The organism is Flintibacter muris (assembly GCF_943192995.1).
Taxonomy (GTDB): Bacteria; Bacillota; Clostridia; order Oscillospirales; family Oscillospiraceae; genus Lawsonibacter; species Lawsonibacter muris.
In genome coordinates this window covers 13624-34665 of the sequence record NZ_CALPCP010000017.1, presented here as the reverse complement: position 1 = coordinate 34665, position 21042 = coordinate 13624, and the positions used below count along the sequence as shown (strand labels likewise).

Genomic DNA, 21042 nt, shown 5'->3' with positions numbered 1-21042 from the left:
TGCTGTGGACAATCCATGGCAGTTTTTTGTTGGGAGTCAATTTTCAGAATATCCAGCCGTATATGCAGGGCGGGACGACTCGGCCCGCCGCTGGCCGGCGGCTTTTGCCAACGGCGCGCCGGGGTCGTCGCGCCCTACAGCGCCAAAATTGATTTCCTGGTTTTTTTGTTTCCCCTATTCTAATTTCCCCGGAAATCTGCTATAATCAACTGATACACATTTTTCTGTTGGGAGGACCTATGGAACGACTGGAGGAGCTGAAAAAACGGCTGACAGAGGGCTGTCCGGGGCTGGAGCTGCGGGTCAATGAGCCTATGTCCAGGCACACCACCTTCCGTATCGGCGGTCCGGCGGCGCTGATGGCGCTGCCCAGGACGATTACGGAGGCAGCATGTGTGCTCAAAACCGCCTGGGAGCTGGATGTGGACCCGTTTTTCCTGGGCAACGGGAGCAATTTGCTGGTGGCGGACGAGGGCTGCCCCGGCTTTGTGGTCAAGCTGGCCGGAGAGTTTGAGGAGATCTGTCTTCATCCTTCTCCCCAAAACGGACAGCCGCTTTTGAGCGCGGGGGGTGGCGCGCTTCTGTCCAAGCTGTCCCACCAGGCTCAGAAATGGGGCCTTACCGGGCTGGAGTTCGCCAGCGGTATTCCGGGCAGCGTGGGCGGCGCTATTACCATGAATGCCGGGGCTTACGGCGGGGAGATATCTCAAAAGCTGCTTTGGGTCTGTGTGCTGGACCGGAACGGAGAGAAACAGAATTTCCGCGCTTCAGAGTGCAGCTTTGACTATCGGAAAAGCATTTTTTCCGGCGGTGATTTTTTTGTTGTGGAGGCCCTTTTCCGTCTGGAACCGGACGACCCCGCTGCCATCAAGGCCCGTATGGACGAGCTGACCGCCCAGCGAAAGGCCAAGCAGCCTCTGGAGTACCCCAGCGCCGGGTCTATGTTCAAGCGGCCAACCGGCCACTTCGCCGCCGCCCTCATAGACCAGTGCGGCCTGAAAGGGCTCACCGCAGGCGGGGCTCAGGTGTCGGAAAAGCACGCCGGGTTTGTGGTTAACCGGGGCGGAGCCACCTGCGCCGATGTGCTGGAGCTGGTGCGGCAGGTGAAGGAGCGGGTCCTCCAACAGACCGGCGTGGAGCTGGAGATGGAGGTTAAGGTACTGAAATGAAGCTGAGTGAACGGTACCCGGTGAGCATTTACGCCGTCCGGGAGAAAACCACCCTGCTGGTGCCCACAGTGGGCATCAAATGCGCGTCCCATGAGGCCAGAAAGCTGCCCTGGCTGCCCCAGGCGGAGGAGCTGGGTGCGGCGGTGCTGGAGCTGCTGGGCGAGCTGAAAGCGGGGCGCATCCAGTACGACCCGGAGGCCAAGGGCTACTGGTTCCAGCCGGGTATCCGGAGCTGGAAAGCTTTCCAGGCCGCGTCCTCTTCGGTGGATGTAGTGCTGAGAGGGACAGAACTGTCCATTACCCGGTGGGATGGCCGCTCCGAGCGGGGCTTTGTCCCGGAGCTGGAGCCCTGTACAGTGCTCCGGGATGGGGCCGGCCCCAAAGAGCTGGGTGAGGCCATTCTGGCCGCGCTGATCCCCCTGGTGGAGAAGGAACGGGGCTAGTTGCCTAAAATTGTGCTGCAAAAGAGAGTGATACTATGGAATTTGTAATCATTTCCGGCCTGTCCGGGGCGGGAAAGAGTAAGGCGGCCTCCTTTATGGAGGATATGGACTACTTCTGTGTGGACAATCTGCCGGCGCCTCTGATTCCCAAGTTCGCAGAGCTGGGTATGGCCGGGTCAGGGGAGTACAACCGGGTGGCCCTGGTCACCGATGTCCGGGCGGGCACCAATTTTAATGGACTGTTCCAGGCTCTGGAGGCCCTGGAGACTATGAAGTGTCCCTACCGCATTTTGTTTATGGACGCCGCCAGTGAGGTTATTATCAAGCGGTACAAGGAGACCCGCCGGTCCCATCCCCTCTCGGAGGAGGCGGACAGCCTGGAGGGGGCCATTGAGCTGGAACGGAAAATGCTTGCCCCCCTCCGGGAGCGGGCGGATAAGATTATCGACACCACCAATCTGTCTACCGCCAAGCTGAAGGGGGTCCTTCGTCAGATGTTCGGCCGCGCAGGCACTTGCGAGGGACGGATGGAGGTGCGGGTGACCTCCTTCGGCTTCAAGCACGGGGTGCCCATGGAGGCCGACCTGATTTTCGACGCCCGTTTCCTGCCCAACCCCTTTTATGTCACCGAGCTGCGCCCCCTCACCGGCCTGGATGCCGGAGTGCGGGACTATGTGTTCAGCAGCGGCCAGGGAGAGGAATTCATGACCCGGCTGTGGGAGCTGGTGGGCTGGCTGCTGCCCCGGTATGAGGAGGAGGGAAAGACCTCCCTGGTCATCTCTATCGGCTGTACCGGCGGGCACCACCGCTCGGTGGCCATTGCCCACGCCCTGGGGGAGAAAATCAAAGCTCAGGGCTGGCCCGTAACCGAGAGCCACCGGGATTTAGGACGAAACTGAGGAGGCTGTGCTATGGAACTTGAACAGCTGTATGAAAGTGTATTCCGGTTGAGGGAAAGGGGTGCGGTGGCCAACACCTACAGCGGCACCGGGGAGCTGGATGATTCGGATGGGGACGCCCTCAGCGAGCTCATAGAGTACATCTACGTCCGGCATGCCCAAAACCGGCCTGATTAGCTGGAGGCCCTGTACCAGATTCTGGTCTGGCAGTTTGATACCTTTCACGAGGGGGCGGACGTCTATTATGAGAACTTCTACGGCAGTTCCCCCCGGGAACTCCAGGTGAAAACGGCGGATTTTCTGGAGAAGCACGGGTATCAGGAAATCGCGGCCCAATACCGCCAGGGCATGGATTCCACGACCCAGGGCATTTATAAGTGGATGGACGAACATCAGGAGGCGGTCTGGCAGTTCAGTCTGGAAATGCTGGAGGCGCACAGAGCGGACTGGCCGGAGCCGGAGGAGAGGAACGAACATGGCTGAATCTTATCCCACCCTCCAGCAGTGGGAGCGGGGGCCGAGGATCGTCGCCGTAGGCGGCGGAACGGGGCTGTCCACCATGCTGCGGGGCTTGAAAAAATACACACAGAATCTCACCGCCATTGTCACGGTGGCGGACGATGGCGGTGGCTCCGGTATGCTCCGCCAGGACCTGGGTATGCCTCCGCCGGGGGACATCCGCCACTGTATGGAGGCCCTGGCCAACACGGAGCCCATCATGGAAAAGCTGCTCACCTACCGCTTTACCGAGGGAACATTGGCCGGGCAGTCCTTCGGCAACCTGATTCTGGCCGCCCTCAACGGGGTGACCGGCTCCTTTGAACAGGCGGTTTCCGAAATGAGCCACGTGCTGGCCATCACGGGCCAAGTTATCCCGGTGACCAGTGCCGACGTGCAGCTGGAGGCGGTCTTTGCCAACGGCGCCCGAGTAATCGGGGAGTCGCAGATCGCCGCCTTTAAAAAGGAGCAGGACTGCCGCATCCACCATGTATCCCTCATCCCGGAGCGGCCCCAGGCCACCCCGGCGGCGCTGGAGGCCATTGGTGAGGCGGATCTGATTCTGCTGGGGCCGGGGAGCCTGTACACCAGTATTATCCCAAATCTGCTGGTGGAGGGGGTGGCCCGGGCCATTGCCCGGTCAGACGCCCCCAAGCTGTACATCTGCAACATTATGACCCAGGACGGGGAGACAGAGGGCTATACCGCCGCCGACCACCTGGAGGCCCTGCTGGTCCATGGGGAGCCGGGGCTGGTGGACCTTTGCCTGGCCAACACCGACCCGGTGAGCCCTGGGCTTTTGGAGAAATATCGGGAGGAGGATGCCGCCCCCCTGACAGTGGACCGGGAGCGGATCGCCGCCCTGGGCCTGGAACTGGTGGAGCGGCCGGTGGCCTCCACCGGAGGCGACTACGCCCGCCACGACCCGGATAAGCTGGCCTGGGCTGTTTTGGAAATCTACCGGAGCCGGGCGGTGCGCATTTTCCGGGGCGCACGGCGGTATATACTGGAGGAGTGACCATGTCCTTTGCGGGAGACGTGAAAACGGAGCTGTGCCGCACACCGCTGAGCCGCAGGTGCTGCGCCCAGGCGGAGGCCTATGGCACACTGCTCTACTGCAACACCTTTCAAAGCGGGGAGGCCCGGATTGTCACTGAAAACGAGGCCTTTGCCCAGCGCCTGCCCGTGCTGTTCAAAAAAGCCTTCAAGCTCACCTTTGACCGCCTGCCCCAAAGGGGCGGCAAGCAGGTCTTTTCCATCACCAGCCCGGAGAAGCTGGCGGTGATTTACCAGAGCTTCGGCACAGACCCGGGGGCGCTGGCCCTCCACGTCAATTTCGCCGTGCTGGAGGAGAGCTGCTGCCGGGCGTCCTTCCTGCGGGGGGCCTTTCTGGCCGGAGGCTCGGTCACCGACCCCCAGAAGGGCTACCACCTGGAGCTGGCTACCTCCCACCACAGCGTGAGCCGGGAGGTGCTGGCTCTGATGCGGGAGCTGGACCAGGAGCCCAAATCCGCCCAGCGCAAGGGGAACACGGTAATCTATTTTAAGCAGAGTGAAAAAATCGAGGACTTTCTCACCTGTATTGGCGCGCCGCTGTCCGCCATGGAGGTGATGAACGCCAAGCTGGAGCGGGACCTGCGGGGCAAGGTGAACCGCCGGGTGAACTGTGACGCCGCCAACCTGGACAAGGCGGTGGAAGCCGCAATGGCTCAAGTGGAGGCCATCCGCCGGCTGGAGCGGGAGGGAAAGCTGATCACGTTGCCGGACAAGCTCCGTGAGGTGGCCGCCCTCCGCCTGGCCCACCCGGAGGACACCCTGGCCCAGCTGGCCCAGCGCTGCGACCCGCCTATCACAAAATCGGCCCTGAACCACCGCCTTCGCAAGCTGGTGGAGCTGGGGAGGGAATGAGTTGTGACCTATGAATTGCAGCCGCTTAGAATCCAGACCGGCTGGGCGGTTCGGTGGAATGATTTTACCGAGTATGATATAACCGTCCACAGGCCGGAGGACACCTTTGAGCTTCATGAGGACCTGCTTCAGCTGTTTCACGAAAAGACCGGACTGACTATCGACCTGGGCTGGTATCCCAGTTATGACCCGGAGGGGCACTATCTCCTTCTGCTGGTCAGGGACTGCGGCTGGGACAGGCCGCTGGAGGCAGTGAAGACCAGATCAAAGGCCGAGATAATCACCCACATTGAAAAATGGATGGATCATGGCTTTTGGGGAAAGTACGAGGTATAAAAATCGGGCGGCCGCAGGCCGCCCCTACAGAAAACAATACAAGGAGAAAATTATGGCAGCATGTACCTTTCGTCCCGCCGCCCCCGGCGACGAGAAGCTGATTTTAAGCTTTATCCGTGCCCTGGCGGACTATGAAAAGATGTCCGACCAGGTGATTGACACCCCGGAACTGCTGCGGGAGTGGCTCTTTGAGAAAAAGACGGCGGAGGTCATCTTCGCCGAGGCAGAGGGGAAAGCGGTGGGCTACGCCCTGTTTTTCCACAACTTCTCCACCTTCCTGGGCCGGGCGGGCATCTACCTGGAGGACCTGTTTGTCCTCCCCGAGGAGCGGGGCCGGGGCTATGGCAAGGCTCTGCTCAAGGAGCTGGCCCGCATTGCCGTAAAGCGGGGCTGCGGGCGGCTGGAGTGGGCCTGCCTGGACTGGAACCAGCCCTCTATCGATTTCTACACCAAAAAAATGTGTGCCGTCCCTATGGACGAGTGGACGGTGTACCGCCTGACCGGGAAGACCCTGCAAGAGGCGGCAAAGCCGGAGTAGAGGCAGCAAAAGGCTCCCTCTCTGAGGGAGCTGGCAGCCCGCAGGGCTGACTGAGGGAGTCCGTTTCCGGAATACTTCCTCCGCCCCAGTGTGCGCACTGGGGCACCTCCCTCAAAGAGGGCGGCTATGCCGCCTGTGGCGGGATGAGAGAAATAAAGCGGTCTCAGCGCTTCAAAAAGGGGAGGGACAGCATTATGTCATGGTATTTTATGGTGGATACTTACATCAGCGAGGAGCAAGGCCGGGGGGAGTATGACGATTATATCCGCCGGGTAAAGCCCATTGTGGAGGCCTATGGCGGCAGGTATCTTGTCCGGACAGAGCAGGTCAGCCACCTGAGCAGGGAGCGCACTCCGCACAGGGCCATTGTCATCCGGTTTGACACCAGAGAGCAGCTGGACGCCTGCTTTTCGTCGCCAGAATACGGGGCCATCATGTTAAAACGTGCCGAAAGTGTTGACAGCCGGGCGATAATCGCGGAAGGCCTGGACTGATAGATAGAAAAAAGGAGGAACCTGCCATGTCCTTTGTCCACTTACACCTACATACGGAATTTTCCCTGCTGGACGGCGCCTGCCGCATCAAAAAGCTGGTGGAGCGGGTGAAGGACCTGGGGCAGGGGGCCGTGGCCATTACTGACCACGGCAACATGTACGGGGCGATCGACTTCTACCGGGCCTGCAAGGGGGCGGGGGTGAAGCCCATTATCGGCTGTGAGGTCTACGTGGCCCCCCGGGGGCGGACTCGGTTCCAGAAGGTCCACGAGTTTGACGCGGAGTCCAGGCACCTGGTTCTGCTGTGCCGGAACGAGGAGGGCTACCGCAATCTGTCCTACATGGTGTCCAAGGCCTATCTGGAGGGCTTTTACATCAAGCCCCGTATCGACATGGATCTGCTGCGGGAGCATACCTCCGGCCTGATCGCCTGTTCCGCTTGTCTGGGAGGGGAGATTCCCCGGCTGCTGATGGCGGGAGAGTACGAGACGGCCAAAGAGGTGTCCCTGGAGATGCGCTCCCTTTTCGGGGAGGACGGCTACTATCTGGAGCTCCAGGACCACGGCATTGCGGCGCAAAAGCAGGTAAACGCCTCCCTGATCCGCCTCAGCGGCGAGACGGGCATCCCCCTCATTGCCACCAACGATGCCCACTATCTGCGCCGGGAGGACGCAGAGGCCCAGGACATCCTCATGTGCATCCAGACGGGTAAGACGCTGGACGAACCCAACCGAATGCGGTTTGAAACCAAGGAGTTTTTTGTCAAGTCGGAGGAGGAGATGGCCGCCCTCTTCCCCAACCATCCCGAGGCCATTGAAAACACCGCCAGAATTGCGGAGCTGTGCAATGTGGAATTTGAGTTTGGCAAGTATCACCTGCCCCTGTTCCAGCTCCCCGAGGGCTGGACGGACGGGGATGCCTATTTCCGCAAGCTCTGTCTGGACGGCTTTGCCTGGCGCTATCCGGACCAGCCCCCGGAGTATTTAAAGCAGCTGAACTATGAGATGGACATGATCCGCAAGATGGGGTTTGTGGACTACTTTCTCATTGTCTCCGACTTCATTGGCTATGCCAAGGGCCAAGGCATCCCAGTAGGGCCGGGACGAGGCTCGGCGGCGGGGTCTATGGTGGCCTACTGCCTGAACATCACCAACGTGGACCCTATGGAGTACGGCCTGTACTTTGAGCGCTTTCTCAACCCGGAGCGAGTGTCCATGCCTGATATTGATATCGACTTCTGCCCCCGCCGGCGGCAGGAGGTGATCGACTATGTCAAGGGCAAGTACGGTGAGGACCATGTGGCTCAGATTGTCACCTTTGGCACCATGGCAGCCCGGGGCTCCGTGCGGGACGTGGGACGGGTGCTTGGGGTGCCCTACGGCGAGGTGGACGCCCTGGCAAAGCTCATTCCCAGCGGTCCGGGAGCGCTGCACATCACCCTGGAGGAGGCCCTCAAGTTGTCCAAGCAGCTCAAGGACGCCTATGAGGGCAGCGAGGTCACCAAAAAGCTGATTGATACCGCCATGGCAATCGAGGGCATGCCCCGGAATACCTCCACCCACGCCGCCGGGGTGGTCATCACCCGCCGCCCGGTGGTGGACTATGTCCCCCTGGCCGCCAACGACGGCCAGCCCGTCACCCAGTACGTCATGACCACCCTGGAGGAGCTGGGTCTTCTGAAAATGGACTTTCTGGGCCTGCGCAACCTGACGATTCTGGACGACGCGGCGAAAATGGTCCAAAAGATGGAGCCGGGCTTTACCCTGGAGTCCATCCCGGAGAACGACCCGGCTACCATGGCCATGCTGTCTGAGGGGAAGACCTCCGGTGTGTTTCAGCTGGAGTCTGCGGGCATGACCGGGGTATGCGTGGGGCTGAAGCCTAAAAATATAGAGGATATCTGCGCCGTGATCGCCCTGTACCGCCCCGGGCCTATGGACTCCATCCCACGATTCCTGGCCTGCGCCCAGGACCCGGCCAAGGTCACCTACAAGGACCCCTCCCTGGTGCCCATCCTGTCGGGCACCTACGGGTGTATCGTCTATCAGGAGCAGGTGATTCGTATCTTCCAGGACCTGGCGGGCTACTCTCTGGGCCAGGCGGACATGGTGCGCCGGGCCATGAGCAAGAAAAAGGTGAAGGAGATCGCAAAGGAGCGGGAGGCCTTTCTCCACGGCGACCCCAAGCGGAACATCCCCGGCTGTGTGGCCAAGGGCGTACCCGAGGAGGCGGCCCAGGCCATCTACGACGAGATGTACGACTTTGCCGAGTACGCCTTTAATAAGTCCCACTCCCTGGTCTACGCCATTGTGTGCTACCAGACGGCCTGGTTCAAGTGCCACCACCCAAAGCAGTACATGGCCGCCCTGCTCACCTCGGTGCTGGACTCCACCGAGAAGGTGGCCGAGTATATTGCCGAGTGCAAGGACATGGGTATCCCTCTTCTGCCCCCAGACGTCAACCAGTCCGGGGCCGACTTCACCGTGGTGGAGGAGGGCATCCGCTTCGGCCTGGTGGCCCTGAAGGGGGTGGGCAGGGCGTTTATTGTCAATCTGCTGTGTGAGCGGGAGAAAAACGGCCCCTTTGCCGATTTTATGGACTTCTGCGACCGGCTCTTTGACCAGGATATGAACCGGAGGGTGATTGAAAGCCTGATTAAAAGCGGAGCTTTTGATACCATGGGCTACCGCCGCGCCCAGCTGATGCAGGTGTACGGCCAGGTGCTGGACGGCATTGCCGCCGCCCGAAAGCGAAACGTGGAGGGCCAGCTGGACCTGTTCGGATTTGGCGGGGGAGAGGAGGACGCCTCTCCTCTGCCCGCCCTGGTCCTCCCCGACCTTCCTGAGTACACCCCCCAGGAGCTGATGAGCATGGAGAAGGAGACCACCGGCCTCTATCTGTCCGGCCACCCCATGGACCAGTACCGGGAGATTGCCAAACAGTTTGGAGCGGTGACCATTGGCTCCATTCTCAGCGATTTTCAGCGGGAGGACGGCCCCAAGGAGTACCGGGATGACCAGCGGGTGTCTATCGCCGGAGTGATCTCCACCTACCGCACCCGCACCACCCGGAATAATACGCTGATGGCTTATGTAAACCTGGAGGACGACACCGCCTCTATGGAGCTGCTGTGCTTCTCCCGCACCCTTAACGACAGCGGCAGCTATATCCGGGAGAACAGCGCTATTCTGGCCACCGGAAAGATCTCCGTCCGGGACGAGAAGGAGCCCCAGCTGATGGTGGACTCCATCCGCCCCCTGTCCGGCCTGGACAAGGAGGCGGGCGGAGGGAAGACCCTCTACCTCCGCCTGCCCAGCCGGGAGGACCCCCGGCTGCGGAAGGTGCGGCTGGCCCTGTCCTTCTTCCCGGGGGAGAGCCAGGTTGTGCTCTATTTTGAGGACTGCAAAAAGCGGGTGGGCTCCCGCTGTGAGATTCATCCCGCCCTGGTCAGGGACCTCACCGGACGGCTGGGGCAGGAGAATGTGGTGGTAAAGTAAAACGGCCAAGCCGGAAGGAGGAAGGGCCATGGTTATGGAATACCTGCGGGAATTTAATATGCCCTCCGTCCTCCTGAGGCTGACGCTGGCGGTGCTGTGCGGCGGGATGATCGGCGTCAACCGGGAGCACAAGCGGCGTCCGGCGGGCTTTCGCACCTATATGCTGGTGTGCTTGGGTTCCGCCCTCACCGGCGTGCTGAGCCAGTATCTGTGGGTGATGGTCCACACAGATTGGGTTGAGACCTCCGTTTTGCTGAACAAAACCACAGATGTCTCCCGAATCGGGGCCAAGGCCATTGGCGGCGTGGGCTTTCTTGGGGCGGGCACCATTATGATTACAGACCAGTCGGAGGTGAAGGGCCTGACCACCGCGGCGGGACTGTGGGCCTCCGCCTGCCTGGGCCTGGCCGTGGGGGCCGGGTTCTATGAGGGGGTGCTGGTGGGCTTTGCGGCCATCTTCCTGAGCATCAAGGTGCTGCCCCGCATTGAGGAGTTTTTGCTGTCCCGCTCACGGAACATGAATCTCTATGTGGAGCTGGTTTCACCGGAGTGCCTGCGGGATTTTATTGCCCTGCTGAAAGCTATGGATATCCAGATTTTTGACGTGGAGCTGGAGCGAAAAAGACAGAGCGGCAGCGGGGCCAGTGTGGTGTTTTACCTGCACCTTCCCAAGAGCCAATCCCATACCAAGCTGCTTGCCAACCTGTCCTACAGCCCGGACGTGCGGGCTATTGACGAGATATAGGGGGTGGAGACATGCTGCGTTGTTTGGATTTTCTGCGGGCAATGGATCTGCCCGGCATCACGCTCCGGGTGGTGCTGGCTCTGGTGTGCGGCGGCATGATCGGCATTGAGCGGGCGGAGAAGCGCCGGCCCGCCGGCTTTCGCACCCACATACTCATCTGCCTGGGGGCGGCTATCGCCGCTATGACCAGCGTACATCTGTTTGTAACCATGCACTACTACCTGGATGTGGCCCGTATGGGCTCCGGGGTGGTGTCCGGTATCGGCTTTATCGGCGCGGGCACTATTATGGTAACCCGGCGGCGGCGAGTAAAGGGGCTCACTACCGCGGCGGGACTGTGGGTGGTAGCCATTGTAGGGCTGTGCTGCGGCTTTGGATTTTACGAGGGGGCTGTCTATACCACTATCATGGTGCTGGTGGCGGAGGTGTTCTTCTCCAAGTTGGAGTACCGCCTGCTCCGGAACAATAAGGAGATCAACGTCTATGTGGAGTATACCAAGCCCTCCTGCCTGGAGGAGATTGTGGACCGGTGCCACATGCTGGGCGTGAAGATTGTGGATCTGGAGATGGCACGCAAAAGCGGCGAGGACAGCGCTTCCAGCGCCGTTCTGGCCCTCAGCTCCCGCCAGGGGGCCGGGAGGGAGGAGATTCTCCAGGCCCTGGCTGGGGTGGAAGATGTGATTACCGTTGTGGAGACGTAAAAAGGCTTCCCCTTAAAGGGAAGCCTTTGCCTATGCCGTGGTGCTGTACATTTCCGGCAAGCAAAACCGCAGACCCGGCGAGGAACGCGGCAGCGCCCGCTGGGGTAGTCCCCGCAAGCTTGACCGCAAATACCGGTACAAAGACGCCATCTTGACGCAGAATCTGCGGATGAGCTTATCTCACACTATAGCAAACTTCAAAATTGCTGACACCGGCTCTGTCTGTAGGGGCGGCAATTCTGACGATTGCTATAAATTTAAATGCTGTTGCCCTGTTTTTCATACAAGCCCTAATTGCACCGAAAAATGTTTTGTGTTATACTATCAATCATGGAAATGTTTTCACAACTATTGTTTAGATAGAAATGGGTCCAATCTGAACAACTTGCCAGTTGCTTTTGCGTCTCTTTTACTGCACATCTGCGACGGTTATAAAACGAAAGCTGAAATAGAGAGCCGGAGTTGTTTGTCTCTTATTCTTTTTCCGGCTTGTAAATTGCCATTTCTTTGTGCTTCTACTAAATTATACTTTAAGGAAGGTCTGCCCTGCGGGGGACGGTAGAATTGGGAGGGAAAGCTGTGAACAAAAACGAGAAGAGACACGGCGACTGGAAGCTGATTATTGGCGGCATCGTGCTGATCGTGGTGCTGTTCCTGGCCATCAAACTGATCTTTTGGGGCCTGGGGGAAATTATTCGGAGCAACCATCCGGAGGTCTACCAGAACCAGAGTACATCCATCTCCCAGGATGTCTCCTCCGGGAGCGGCGGGGAGGAGGACGCCCCCAGCTTCTGTGTCCACTGCGGCAGGGGACTGCCTGAGTCCTTTGAATGGGGGCAGTTCTGCCCATACTGCGGAGAGAAGGTGGAATAATGGAAAAGCTGAAGTGCCTGCGCTGCGGCGTGGAGATGGAATTTGTTGGCCGGGAAAAGATACAGCTGGGTCAAACCGGCTGGCTGCTGGGCGATCTGCCCAATCTGCTGTCCGGAGCGCTGGAAACGGCCATTTTCACCTGTCCCAAGTGCGGAAAGCTGGAATTTTTCCGAGGCGACTTTTTCGACGATGAGGGGGAGGCGCCCGGAGGCATTGCCCAGACCCGCTGTTCCAGCTGCGGCGTGCTTTATGAGATGGATTATCCCAAGTGCCCTCGATGCGGGACGAAAAATGAAAACTGGTAGGAGGCAAATGCCATGGGTTTTTTTGACAAACTGAAAAAAATCAACATTTTCGCCGGATTCGGCTCGGAGCTCACCGACGAGTTTTACGACGAGCTGGAGGAGTCCCTGATCCTGGCGGACACTGGTATGGACGTGACTCTGGAGCTGGTGGAGGAACTGCGGCGCCGGGTGAAATCGGAGGGTGTGAAGACGGTGGAGGGGGCCCGGGAGGTGATGGTGCAGGTTATCACCGACGCCCTCAGCGCCGGGGAGCTGTCCCTGGACCTGTCGACCCGGCCCTCAGTGGTGCTGTTTATCGGGGTGAACGGGGTGGGCAAGACCACCACCATCGGCAAGATCGGCCATCAGCTCCGGGGAGAGCGGAAAAAGGTGCTCCTCTGCGCCGCCGATACCTTCCGGGCCGCCGCCGCCGAGCAGCTCACCATCTGGGCCGACCGGGCGGGGGTGGACATTGTCAAGCAGCATGAGGGGGCCGACCCCGCCGCCGTGGTCTTCGACGCCATGTCCGCCGCCAAGGCCCGGAGCGCCGACGTGGTGCTGGTGGACACCGCCGGGCGGCTGCACAACAAGCAAAACCTGATGAACGAGCTGAACAAAATTTCCCGGGTGATCGACCGGGAGCTGCCCGGCTGCGCCCGTGAGACCCTGCTGGTGCTGGACGCCACCACCGGCCAGAACGGCCTGATCCAGGCCAAGCAGTTCAAGGAGGCGGCGGGGATCACCGGCATTGTCCTCACCAAGCTGGACGGCACCGCCAAGGGGGGGATCGCCATAGCGATAGCCAAGGAGCTGGGGGTACCCGTCAAATACGCCGGCGTGGGCGAGGGTATTGACGACCTGAAGCCCTTCGACGCCCAGGAATTTGCCCAGGCGCTGATCTGAACGCCTCCCTTTCAGCGAGCCATGCGGGAACCGCAAGGTTCCCAAAAAGCCTCCCTTCGCAAAGGGGGGTGGCATCCGCGTAAGCGGATGACGGAGGGTTTTCCCCTATCGATATACACCTGTTCCTTTGGAGAAAATCCCCACCGCCCTTCGGGCGGAGCCCCTTTGCGAAGGGGGCCTTTCCAGCAGCCCTGGGAGGTGCTGCGAAAATTTAACCATTTGTCCATAGACAAAAAGCAAAAATATGGTAGAATAAGGGGGAAGATTGTATGAAGCTGGTACTGGCCAGCAAGAACCAGAAGAAGCTGGTTGAGATGAACGACATCCTGTCCCACCTGGGGGTGGAGGTCTGCTCCGAGGCGGAGGCCGGGGTAGATGTGGAGGTGGAGGAGACCGGGACCACCTTTGAGGAGAACTCCCTGCTCAAGGCGAAGGCGGTGATGGAGGCCAGCGGCCTGCCCGCTATCGCGGACGACTCCGGCCTGTGTGTAGACTGCCTCAACGGGGCTCCCGGGGTGTACTCCGCCCGGTACGGCGGCGAGGACCTGGACGACGCGGCCCGATACCGCCTGCTGCTGGAAAACATGCGGGGTCAGCTGACCCGGACGGCGAAATTTGTCAGCGTGATTACCTGCTGCTTCCCCAATGGGGATGTGCTGTCCGCCCGGGGGGAGTGCCCCGGAACCATTGCCTACGCCCCCATGGGGGAGGGCGGCTTCGGCTACGACCCGGTGTTCTTTGTTCCGGAGCTGAAAAAGACCTTTGCCCAGCTGACCGCTGATGAGAAAAATGCCATCTCCCACCGGGGAAAGGCGCTGGAGGCCTTTCAGGTCAAGCTGAAGGAGTATTTAAACGGAATGTAGGGCGCGACGACCCGGCGCGCCGCATAGGTTACGGCGTGCCCGGTGGTCACGCCCAACAAAATAATAAAAAATGAGGATTTTTGCATGGAATTAACAAGCAAACAGCGGGCCCAGCTGCGGGGACTGGCCAACAGCATTGATACAATTTTGATTGTGGGCAAGGACGGCATTGGGGACAACCTGGTAAAACAGGCCAACGACGCCCTGGAGGCCCGGGAGCTCATCAAGGGCAGAGTGCTGGAAAACTCCCTTCTCTCCCCCCGGGAGGCGGCGGCGGAGCTGGCCCCCCTTACCCGGAGCGAAGTGGTCCAGGTGATTGGAACAAAATTCGTGTTGTATCGTCCAAGCCATAAGAAGGACAAAAGGGATAAGATCGTGCTGGTGCAGGAGAAGCGCCGGAAACAGTAGAGGCAAGAGCTTTCAGAGAAGCGGAAAAGCCTCCCTTCGCAAAGGCTGTGCCCGCAGGCACGTTTCGAGGCCAACCGCCGCAAAGCGGCGGCTCTTAGGCCGAGATGAGGTGTCATTTGCAAAGCAAATGACGGAGGGTTTTCCTCTCCCGAAACGCATCTGGTTTTTTGGGAAAACCCCCAGTCAGCCTTCGGCTGACAGCCCCCTTTGTGAAGGGGGCCCTTGGCGCGGCCCTGTGAAATTTTCATTCTGAATAAGGCGGTGTCAGTAATGAAGATCGGTATTTTTGGAGGAACCTTCAACCCGCCCCATCTGGGGCATCTGGCGGCGGCGCGGGCGGCCATTGACGTGCTGGGCCTGGATAAGCTGCTGATTATCCCGGCGGCCATCCCGCCCCACAAGGAGCTGCCAGAGGGCACCCCGGCTTCCGGACACCGGCTGGCCATGGCGGCCAAGCTGGCTGACGCCCTGCTGCTGCCCGGCGTGGCGGAGGTCTCCCCCATGGAGCTGGAGCGGCAGGGAAAAAGCTATACCTCCGACACGCTGGAGGCCCTCCACAAGCAGTACCCGGAGGCCCGGCTGTGGCTGCTTATGGGGACGGACATGTTCCTCACCCTCCACCTGTGGCACGATCCGGAGACCATTTTGAAGCGGGCGGGCATCTGCGCCTTTGGCAGGACAGAACAGGACGGCGAGGCGGTCTTCGCCCCGCAGCGGGAGCATTTGCAAAAAAGCTTTCCCAAGGCGGACATCACCACCATCACCCTGCCCGGGCTGGTGGATATCTCCTCCACAAAGCTGCGGGAGCTGCTGGCAAAGGGAGAGGGGGCGGAGTACCTCCACCCCTGCGTCTACGGCTATATTCTGATGAAGGGGCTGTACGGCACCCGCGCCGACCTGAAACATCTGGACATTCCCGAGCTGCGCGCCTGCTCCTATGCCATGGTGCAGGAGAAACGGGTGCGCCATATCCGGGGAACTGAGGAGGAGGCGGTGCGCCTGGCCCGGCGCTGGGGCGCCAACGAGGACTACGCCCGCCGGGCGGGCATCCTCCACGACTGCACCAAGTACCTCACCGGCGAGGAGCATATCGCCATCTGCGAGCAGTACGGCGTCCCTCTGGATGATCTGGAGCGCACTGCCCCCAAGCTGCTCCATTCCAAAACGGGGGCATGCATGGCCCGGCACATTTTTGGGGAACCTGATGAGGTATATGAGGCCATTTTCTGGCACACCACCGCCAAGGCGGATATGACGGTGCTGGAGAAGATATTGTATGTGGCTGACTACATGGAGCCCAACCGGGACTTTGACGGGGTGGAACGGCTGCGGGAGCTGGCCTATCAGGACCTGGACAAAGCCCTGCTGCTGGGGGTGGAGACCACCATCCAGGAGATGCGGGAGCGTCAGCTGCCCATCCATTCCAATACGGCCCAGGCCCAGGCCTGGCTGCGGGACCACGGTGTTACGACAGAAGGGTGAGACAATGAGCGAATATGACGAAAAGCACGGCAAGCGGGAGGCCCCCGGCAATACCTTCCCCCTGGTCCTCTGGTGGAATCAGCACCGGGCGTGGGTGGCCGGACTGGACCGGGGGGCGAAGATAAAATACCGCGTATTTCAGGTACTGGTGGTAGTGGCCATCCTGATTATTGCCCTGTTCCTGTTTCTGCGGTCCTGGATGAGGCTGCCGGAGGTACCCAATCTGCCCGGGACCAACCCCGGTGCTTCAGGGAGCACCTCCCAGATCCAGCCAGGACAGACGGGGGATCTTTCCTTTGCGGGGGCCGACCTGCCCGAGGTGGCCCGAAGCGGACGGAAGGAGGGGTACTACACCTTCCTGCTGTGCGGCAGGGACGTGGTCAGCGGCTCCACCGACACCATGATCCTGATTACCTATGATACCAAGGGCAAGACCATCAGTGCCGTCAGCCTGCTGCGGGATACTATGATTAACACCAGCGGAAAATCCGGAGGCCAGAAGCGGCTGAATACAGTGTTTGCCGCGAATATGGGGGACCGGAAGCTGTCTGACAAGGAGCGGGTGGCCAACGGTATGACTGCCCTGAAAAAAGAGGTGAGCAAGGTCACCGGTATCTACCCCGACTTTTACGTTCTGGTGGAATGGGAGGCCATTGGCCAGCTGGTGGACGCCGTGGGCGGCGTGGAGTTTGAGGTCCCCTTTGACATGGACTACGACGACCCCTATCAGGACCTGCACATCCATCAAAAGAAGGGCCTGCGCCTGCTGGACGGCGACGACGCCATGCAGGTGATCCGTTTTCGGAAAAATAACACCGGCAGCATCTCCCTGGGCGACGTGGGCCGTACCCAGGTGCAGCGGGACTTTCTCACCGCGGTGCTGAAAAAGTGCCTCACCCCGGAGATTCTGCTGAAACTGCCCTCCCTGGTTCAGATTTTTACGGAAAATGTGGATACCGACCTGACGGTGGGCAACATCCTGGCCTTTGCCCAGCTGGCGGTGGGCATGGATGTGGAGAACAGCGTGGAATTTGTCTCCATGCCCTACTATGGGGTGATGTACAGGGGGGCGTCGTTGGTGTGCGTCCAGCAAAGTGAGATGCTGGAGCTGCTCAACAGCGGACTGAATCCCTATCTGGATGACATCAAATCCAGCGATTTGCAGTTGATGTATAAAAAATCCGGGGGCGGCTTTGGCGTGACCAACGCCACCCTTCTGGACGCGGCGGTGGCCGTTCCCCCGGCCCCCTCCACAACAGAGACGGAGGACCTGGAGGAGACAGAGGACCCTGACGATCCCGGCACAGTCACCGATCCTGAGAATCCTGGCGGAGACGATCCGGGAACCAACTCCGGTACAACCACTGATCCAGGCGCCACTACCGATCCTGGAACCACAACCGGCCCCGATACACAGCCTGATCCCGGTGACACCTCTTCCCCCGGTGCGGCTACCGATCCCGTTGATATCGGGGCCATTGACCCCAGCGTAGTTTTCCCTGACCTGTCTTCTGATGCACAGGGGGAGACGGAACAGGCTGAACCCCAGGCAGCGGCCTGAGAGAATAGAAAGGAGCGAACTGGATGGAATCTTATGAACTGGCGATCCTGCTGGCCCGCGCGCTGGACAGCAAAAAGGGCGGCGACCTCAAGGTGCTGAAAACCGAGGGCCTGACCACTCTGGCGGACTACTTTGTCATCTGCACCGCCACCTCCAACACCCAGGTAAAGGCCATGTCCGACGCCTGCGAGGAGGCGGCGGAGAGCAATGGCGAGCGGGCCCACCACATTGAGGGCCACCGCGGCGGCACCTGGCTGCTGATGGACTTTTCCAGCGTTGTGGTCCACGTCTTCACCGACGAGGCCCGGAAATTCTACGACCTGGAGCGGCTGTGGAGCGACGCTGAGGAGATGGATATCTCCAAAGTGCTGGAGGAAATGCCCAAGCACCAGAACTGGAGACTGCGGTAAGTCAGATAAAAGCGGCCCCGCGTCCGGAGACGGACGCGGGGCCGCTGCGTATTATTCTCCGCGCACGATTTTCAGCGCTTTTCGGCAGTTCTCAACCCGGTTGACCGGCAGGCTTCCGCCAAACTCGCCGTCCACGGTCCAGGGGATGGACTGCTCGCTGGTAAAGGTGAGCGTACTGGCCTGAAACTGGACCAGCGCCCCGGAGCGGTCGGCGGATGGATTGGCCAGGGCCTGGAGGCCGTCGGTAAGGTCGATCAGGCTGAGGGGCTTTTTCACCAGGGTGACCTCAAACAGCCCGTCGTCCAGCACCACACGGCTGGCGCTGGGGGGACGAATCCCGCCGATAGACTGGGAATTGCTCACCATGCCGAAGTAGAAGTCGTCCTCCAGGGTGTTGCCGTCGTACTCCACCTTCATATGGTAGGGGGCGATTGTGGGCAGGGAGGCAATGCCGGCAAAAATGTAAGCCAGATGTCCAAAGGTGTTTTTCAGCTCCTGGGGGGTATCGTAGGCCACCTTGGTAAAGGCGCCGAAGGCGGCCACGTAGATAAAGGGCTTGCCGTTGAGCCGTCCCACGTCTATGGGGAGGGTCACGCCGGTACCGGCGGCCACCAGGGCGGACTCCCGGGGCTTTCGGGGCAGGCGGAGGGTGGTGGCGCAGTCGTTGGTGGAGCCGAAGGGGATGTAACCCAGGGGGGGAGGGGAATCGGACTCCATCAGGCCGGAGACTACCTCGCTGAGGGTGCCGTCCCCTCCGGCGCAGATGACCCGGTCAAACTGGCCGGCCAGCTCCCGGGTGGTACGGGCGGCGTCCCCCTTGCACTGGGTGGGGTAGGAGGTGGTGATCCACCCCGCTTTGGTGAACACATCCAGCACCTGGGCCAGAGCGGCTTTCACCTGGCCGGTGCCCGAGGCGGGATTAAAGATAAAAAGCAGGCGGTTCATGATAAGACCCTCCGTGAAGGATGAGATATGAGTACCATTATAGGTATGAAAATTAAAAAATCAAGATGATTCCAAAAACTTTATTCCTTCTTAACGAAGCGGGGAAATTGGGGTTGCGCGGAGGGAGAAAAACGAGTAAAATAAGGAAAACCTGTTCCATAGGAGTGTATTCCCCATGAATCGAAAGACCTTGGCCGCCGCCTTTCCAGTGACGGTCCCTGTGCTGATGGGCTATCTGGCCATTGGAATGGCCTTTGGCCTGATGCTCCAATCCATTGGCTACGGCGTGGGCTGGGCTGTGCTGATGAGCGCGGTCATTTACGCCGGCTCCGGGCAGTATCTGGGCGTATCTCTGCTGGCCACGGGGGCCTCCCTGACCCAGGCGGCCTTCCTCACCCTGATGGTCAATTTCCGCCACCTGGTCTACGGCCTGTCCATGCTGGAAAAGTTCCGGGGCATGGGCCTGCGGAAGCTCTATATGATTTTTGCCCTTACTGACGAGACCTATGCGCTGCTCTCCTCCGCCAAGGCCCCGGAGGGGGTGGATGAGCACGACTTTTTCTTCACCGTGGCCCTGCTGGACCAGAGCTACTGGGTGATAGGCTCAGCCATTGGCTCTGTGCTGGGCTCCGCTTTGGGCTTTGACACTACAGGGGTGGACTTTGCCATGACCGCCCTGTTCCTGGTGATCGCCGTGGGCCAATGGAAGAGTGCCGGCAGCCACCTGCCCGCTCTGCTGGGGGGAGGAGCCACCCTGGCCAGCCTGCTGCTGGCGGGGGCGGAGGACATGCTCCTGCCCGCTTTGGCCATCATCATCATTGCCCTGACCCTGCTCCGTCCCCGGCTGGACGGGAGCTGCCAGAGAGAGGAGGAGAGACCATGCCGCTGACGCCTGCCCAGACCCTGGCCTCTATCGCCGTGATGGCGGGGGTGACCTTTCTCACCCGCGCTCTGCCCTTTCTCCTCTTCGACCGGGGGGACCATCCCCCCAAGCTGGTACTCTACCTGGGCCGGGTGCTCCCCCCGGCCATTATCGCCATGCTCATTGTCTACTGCCTGAAAGGGGTCACCTTTGCAACCCCTGCGGGCTGGGTTCCACCTCTGCTGGCGGGAGGGACGGCGGTTCTCCTTCATATCTGGAAGGGCAACGATCTGCTGTCCATTTTCGGGGCCACGGTCTTCTATATGATTCTGGTCCAGGGGGTATTCGTGTAAGGAGGTGTTCTCATGTCCAGCGTACTCATCACCGGCGCCTCCCGGGGGATCGGCGCGGCGGCAGCCCGGCTGTTCGCCCGGGAGGGCTGGGATGTGGCGGTGAACTATAACTCCAGCCGGTTTGAGGCTAAGACGCTGGCTCAGGAGCTGTCTGAACTGGGAGTAAAAGCTGTTCCAATCCAGGCGGACATCTCCCGTCCGGAACAGGCGGAGCGGCTTGTTCAAAAGGCGGAAACCACCCTGGGGCCTGTGGACGCCCTGGTCTGCAACGCCGGGACGGCCCTGCCCCAGCAGCTGCTCACCGACACTACTGACAGTCAGTGGCGGCAGCTGATGTCGGCGGATCTGGACGGGATGTTTTACATCCTCCGGGCGGCAATCCCCGGGATGGTGCGCCGGCAGCGGGGGGCTATTGTGACCGTCTCCTCCATGTGGGGGGTGACAGGCGGCTCCTGCGAGGCTCCCTACTCCGCCGCCAAGGCGGGGGTGATCGGTCTGACGAAGGCCCTGGCCAAGGAGCTGGGCCCCTCCAACATCCGGGTGAACTGTGTGGCTCCCGGAGTCATTGACACCGGCATGAACAGCCATCTCTCCCCCGAGGAGCTGGCCGCGCTGGGGGAGGAGGCCCCCCTGTGCCGCATTGGCCGGCCCGAGGAGGCGGCCCAGGCCATATACTTTTTGGCCTCTGACCGGGCCTCCTTTATCACCGGACAGGTGCTGGGGGTGGATGGCGGCATGGTGATTTAACAAAAAGTTTGTAGAATTTTAAGATTTTGTCCCTGGATTTGCGGTTGTAAAAGGGGCGAAAACTTGGTATAATAAGTCGCCTGCAAAAATACGCCGGCCAGGATTTTCCAGATTGTTGGGAGG

The 21042-nt window shown here is 60.4% G+C and carries 25 protein-coding genes; 24 read left to right on the top strand and 1 reads right to left on the bottom strand.

Going from position 1 to position 21042, the window contains the following annotated elements:
• The first annotated feature begins 239 nt into the window (after positions 1-239).
• From murB to rsfS, 21 genes are all read left to right on the top strand, one after another.
• Positions 240-1169, top strand: coding sequence for a UDP-N-acetylmuramate dehydrogenase (murB, locus tag NFS22_RS13490; protein WP_251318276.1), 930 nt, complete (start codon positions 240-242; stop codon positions 1167-1169).
• Positions 1166-1612: a hypothetical protein gene (locus NFS22_RS13485; RefSeq protein WP_251318275.1), complete on the top strand. Its 447-nt coding sequence runs from the start codon at positions 1166-1168 to the stop codon at positions 1610-1612. The genes murB and NFS22_RS13485 overlap by 4 nt, the downstream gene beginning before the upstream one ends.
• A gap of 35 nt (positions 1613-1647) precedes the next feature.
• The gene (rapZ, locus tag NFS22_RS13480) at positions 1648-2511 is read left to right on the top strand and encodes an RNase adapter RapZ (RefSeq protein WP_251318274.1); all 864 of its coding nucleotides are present in this window, start codon (positions 1648-1650) and stop codon (positions 2509-2511) included.
• Between the two features lie 12 nt (positions 2512-2523).
• Complete coding sequence (locus NFS22_RS13475; protein WP_251318273.1) at positions 2524-2688, top strand: hypothetical protein; 165 nt, start codon at positions 2524-2526, stop codon at positions 2686-2688.
• 105 nt (positions 2689-2793) lie between these two features.
• The gene (locus NFS22_RS13470) at positions 2794-2994 is read left to right on the top strand and encodes a hypothetical protein (protein WP_251318272.1); all 201 of its coding nucleotides are present in this window, start codon (positions 2794-2796) and stop codon (positions 2992-2994) included.
• On the top strand, positions 2987-4027 hold the full coding sequence (locus NFS22_RS13465) for a gluconeogenesis factor YvcK family protein (RefSeq protein ID WP_251318271.1): 1041 nt from the start codon (positions 2987-2989) through the stop codon (positions 4025-4027). Before NFS22_RS13470 ends, NFS22_RS13465 begins: the two co-directional genes overlap by 8 nt.
• 2 nt (positions 4028-4029) lie before the next feature.
• Positions 4030-4917 carry a DNA-binding protein WhiA gene (gene whiA, locus NFS22_RS13460; RefSeq protein WP_251318270.1) on the top strand — a complete coding sequence of 296 codons (888 nt, stop codon included), beginning with the start codon at positions 4030-4032 and terminating at the stop codon, positions 4915-4917.
• 3 nt (positions 4918-4920) lie between these two features.
• Positions 4921-5253 (top strand): hypothetical protein, encoded by a 333-nt coding sequence (locus NFS22_RS13455; RefSeq protein WP_251318269.1) that lies wholly within the window; start codon positions 4921-4923, stop codon positions 5251-5253.
• A gap of 52 nt (positions 5254-5305) precedes the next feature.
• Entirely contained in the window at positions 5306-5791 is a 486-nt protein-coding gene (locus tag NFS22_RS13450) for a GNAT family N-acetyltransferase (RefSeq protein WP_251318268.1), read from the top strand.
• 194 nt (positions 5792-5985) lie between these two features.
• Positions 5986-6285 carry a DUF1330 domain-containing protein gene (locus NFS22_RS13445; RefSeq protein ID WP_251318267.1) on the top strand — a complete coding sequence of 100 codons (300 nt, stop codon included), beginning with the start codon at positions 5986-5988 and terminating at the stop codon, positions 6283-6285.
• A 26-nt stretch (positions 6286-6311) separates the two neighbouring features.
• A complete protein-coding gene (locus NFS22_RS13440) occupies positions 6312-9782 on the top strand; it encodes a DNA polymerase III subunit alpha (RefSeq protein ID WP_251318266.1) in 3471 nt (1156 codons plus the stop codon).
• 28 nt (positions 9783-9810) lie between these two features.
• Entirely contained in the window at positions 9811-10527 is a 717-nt protein-coding gene (locus NFS22_RS13435) for an MgtC/SapB family protein (protein ID WP_251318265.1), read from the top strand.
• A gap of 11 nt (positions 10528-10538) precedes the next feature.
• Complete coding sequence (locus NFS22_RS13430; protein WP_251318264.1) at positions 10539-11228, top strand: MgtC/SapB family protein; 690 nt, start codon at positions 10539-10541, stop codon at positions 11226-11228.
• Between the two features lie 579 nt (positions 11229-11807).
• Positions 11808-12101 (top strand): zinc ribbon domain-containing protein, encoded by a 294-nt coding sequence (locus NFS22_RS13425; RefSeq protein WP_251318263.1) that lies wholly within the window; start codon positions 11808-11810, stop codon positions 12099-12101.
• Positions 12101-12406, top strand: coding sequence for a hypothetical protein (locus NFS22_RS13420; RefSeq protein ID WP_251318262.1), 306 nt, complete (start codon positions 12101-12103; stop codon positions 12404-12406). The genes NFS22_RS13425 and NFS22_RS13420 overlap by 1 nt, the downstream gene beginning before the upstream one ends.
• Before the next feature lie 12 nt (positions 12407-12418).
• Positions 12419-13288, top strand: coding sequence for a signal recognition particle-docking protein FtsY (gene ftsY / locus NFS22_RS13415; RefSeq protein ID WP_251318261.1), 870 nt, complete (start codon positions 12419-12421; stop codon positions 13286-13288).
• 269 nt (positions 13289-13557) lie between these two features.
• On the top strand, positions 13558-14151 hold the full coding sequence (locus NFS22_RS13410) for an XTP/dITP diphosphatase (protein ID WP_251318260.1): 594 nt from the start codon (positions 13558-13560) through the stop codon (positions 14149-14151).
• Positions 14152-14235: 84 nt separating this feature from the next.
• A complete protein-coding gene (locus NFS22_RS13405; protein WP_251318259.1) occupies positions 14236-14559 on the top strand; it encodes a YhbY family RNA-binding protein in 324 nt (107 codons plus the stop codon).
• 270 nt (positions 14560-14829) lie between these two features.
• Positions 14830-16041: a nicotinate (nicotinamide) nucleotide adenylyltransferase gene (nadD, locus tag NFS22_RS13400; RefSeq protein WP_251318258.1), complete on the top strand. Its 1212-nt coding sequence runs from the start codon at positions 14830-14832 to the stop codon at positions 16039-16041.
• Between the two features lie 4 nt (positions 16042-16045).
• Positions 16046-17602 (top strand): LCP family protein, encoded by a 1557-nt coding sequence (locus tag NFS22_RS13395; protein ID WP_251318257.1) that lies wholly within the window; start codon positions 16046-16048, stop codon positions 17600-17602.
• Positions 17603-17625: 23 nt separating this feature from the next.
• Complete coding sequence (gene rsfS / locus NFS22_RS13390; RefSeq protein WP_251318256.1) at positions 17626-18012, top strand: ribosome silencing factor; 387 nt, start codon at positions 17626-17628, stop codon at positions 18010-18012.
• Positions 18013-18063: 51 nt separating this feature from the next.
• On the opposite strand, the gene NFS22_RS13385 is transcribed toward rsfS, so the two are convergent.
• Positions 18064-18957: a diacylglycerol/lipid kinase family protein gene (locus NFS22_RS13385; protein ID WP_251318255.1), complete on the bottom strand. Its 894-nt coding sequence runs from the start codon at positions 18955-18957 to the stop codon at positions 18064-18066.
• 175 nt (positions 18958-19132) lie between these two features.
• Between NFS22_RS13385 and NFS22_RS13380 the strand changes: the two genes are divergently transcribed.
• From NFS22_RS13380 to ymfI, 3 genes are read left to right on the top strand one after another with little or no spacing between them, the layout of a single operon-like run.
• Entirely contained in the window at positions 19133-19846 is a 714-nt protein-coding gene (locus tag NFS22_RS13380; protein WP_251318254.1) for an AzlC family ABC transporter permease, read from the top strand.
• Positions 19837-20172 carry a branched-chain amino acid transporter permease gene (locus NFS22_RS13375; RefSeq protein WP_251318253.1) on the top strand — a complete coding sequence of 112 codons (336 nt, stop codon included), beginning with the start codon at positions 19837-19839 and terminating at the stop codon, positions 20170-20172. The genes NFS22_RS13380 and NFS22_RS13375 overlap by 10 nt, the downstream gene beginning before the upstream one ends.
• A gap of 12 nt (positions 20173-20184) precedes the next feature.
• On the top strand, positions 20185-20919 hold the full coding sequence (ymfI, locus tag NFS22_RS13370) for an elongation factor P 5-aminopentanone reductase (protein ID WP_251318252.1): 735 nt from the start codon (positions 20185-20187) through the stop codon (positions 20917-20919).
• Positions 20920-21042: the final 123 nt, after the last annotated feature.

Excerpts from the sequence above, each read along its gene's own strand:
- murB (WP_251318276.1), top strand. The coding sequence starts at position 240 with ATGGAACGACTGGAGGAGCTGAAAAAACGGCTGACAGAGGGCTGTCCG.
- NFS22_RS13485 (WP_251318275.1), top strand. The coding sequence starts at position 1,166 with ATGAAGCTGAGTGAACGGTACCCGGTGAGCATTTACGCCGTCCGGGAG.
- rapZ (WP_251318274.1), top strand. The coding sequence starts at position 1,648 with ATGGAATTTGTAATCATTTCCGGCCTGTCCGGGGCGGGAAAGAGTAAG.
- NFS22_RS13475 (WP_251318273.1), top strand. The coding sequence starts at position 2,524 with ATGGAACTTGAACAGCTGTATGAAAGTGTATTCCGGTTGAGGGAAAGG.
- NFS22_RS13465 (WP_251318271.1), top strand. The coding sequence starts at position 2,987 with ATGGCTGAATCTTATCCCACCCTCCAGCAGTGGGAGCGGGGGCCGAGG.
- whiA (WP_251318270.1), top strand. The coding sequence starts at position 4,030 with ATGTCCTTTGCGGGAGACGTGAAAACGGAGCTGTGCCGCACACCGCTG.
- NFS22_RS13450 (WP_251318268.1), top strand. The coding sequence starts at position 5,306 with ATGGCAGCATGTACCTTTCGTCCCGCCGCCCCCGGCGACGAGAAGCTG.
- NFS22_RS13445 (WP_251318267.1), top strand. The coding sequence starts at position 5,986 with ATGTCATGGTATTTTATGGTGGATACTTACATCAGCGAGGAGCAAGGC.
- NFS22_RS13440 (WP_251318266.1), top strand. The coding sequence starts at position 6,312 with ATGTCCTTTGTCCACTTACACCTACATACGGAATTTTCCCTGCTGGAC.
- NFS22_RS13435 (WP_251318265.1), top strand. The coding sequence starts at position 9,811 with ATGGTTATGGAATACCTGCGGGAATTTAATATGCCCTCCGTCCTCCTG.
- NFS22_RS13430 (WP_251318264.1), top strand. The coding sequence starts at position 10,539 with ATGCTGCGTTGTTTGGATTTTCTGCGGGCAATGGATCTGCCCGGCATC.
- NFS22_RS13420 (WP_251318262.1), top strand. The coding sequence starts at position 12,101 with ATGGAAAAGCTGAAGTGCCTGCGCTGCGGCGTGGAGATGGAATTTGTT.
- ftsY (WP_251318261.1), top strand. The coding sequence starts at position 12,419 with ATGGGTTTTTTTGACAAACTGAAAAAAATCAACATTTTCGCCGGATTC.
- NFS22_RS13410 (WP_251318260.1), top strand. The coding sequence starts at position 13,558 with ATGAAGCTGGTACTGGCCAGCAAGAACCAGAAGAAGCTGGTTGAGATG.
- NFS22_RS13405 (WP_251318259.1), top strand. The coding sequence starts at position 14,236 with ATGGAATTAACAAGCAAACAGCGGGCCCAGCTGCGGGGACTGGCCAAC.
- nadD (WP_251318258.1), top strand. The coding sequence starts at position 14,830 with ATGAAGATCGGTATTTTTGGAGGAACCTTCAACCCGCCCCATCTGGGG.
- NFS22_RS13395 (WP_251318257.1), top strand. The coding sequence starts at position 16,046 with ATGAGCGAATATGACGAAAAGCACGGCAAGCGGGAGGCCCCCGGCAAT.
- rsfS (WP_251318256.1), top strand. The coding sequence starts at position 17,626 with ATGGAATCTTATGAACTGGCGATCCTGCTGGCCCGCGCGCTGGACAGC.
- NFS22_RS13385 (WP_251318255.1), bottom strand. The coding sequence starts at position 18,957 with ATGAACCGCCTGCTTTTTATCTTTAATCCCGCCTCGGGCACCGGCCAG.
- NFS22_RS13380 (WP_251318254.1), top strand. The coding sequence starts at position 19,133 with ATGAATCGAAAGACCTTGGCCGCCGCCTTTCCAGTGACGGTCCCTGTG.
- NFS22_RS13375 (WP_251318253.1), top strand. The coding sequence starts at position 19,837 with ATGCCGCTGACGCCTGCCCAGACCCTGGCCTCTATCGCCGTGATGGCG.
- ymfI (WP_251318252.1), top strand. The coding sequence starts at position 20,185 with ATGTCCAGCGTACTCATCACCGGCGCCTCCCGGGGGATCGGCGCGGCG.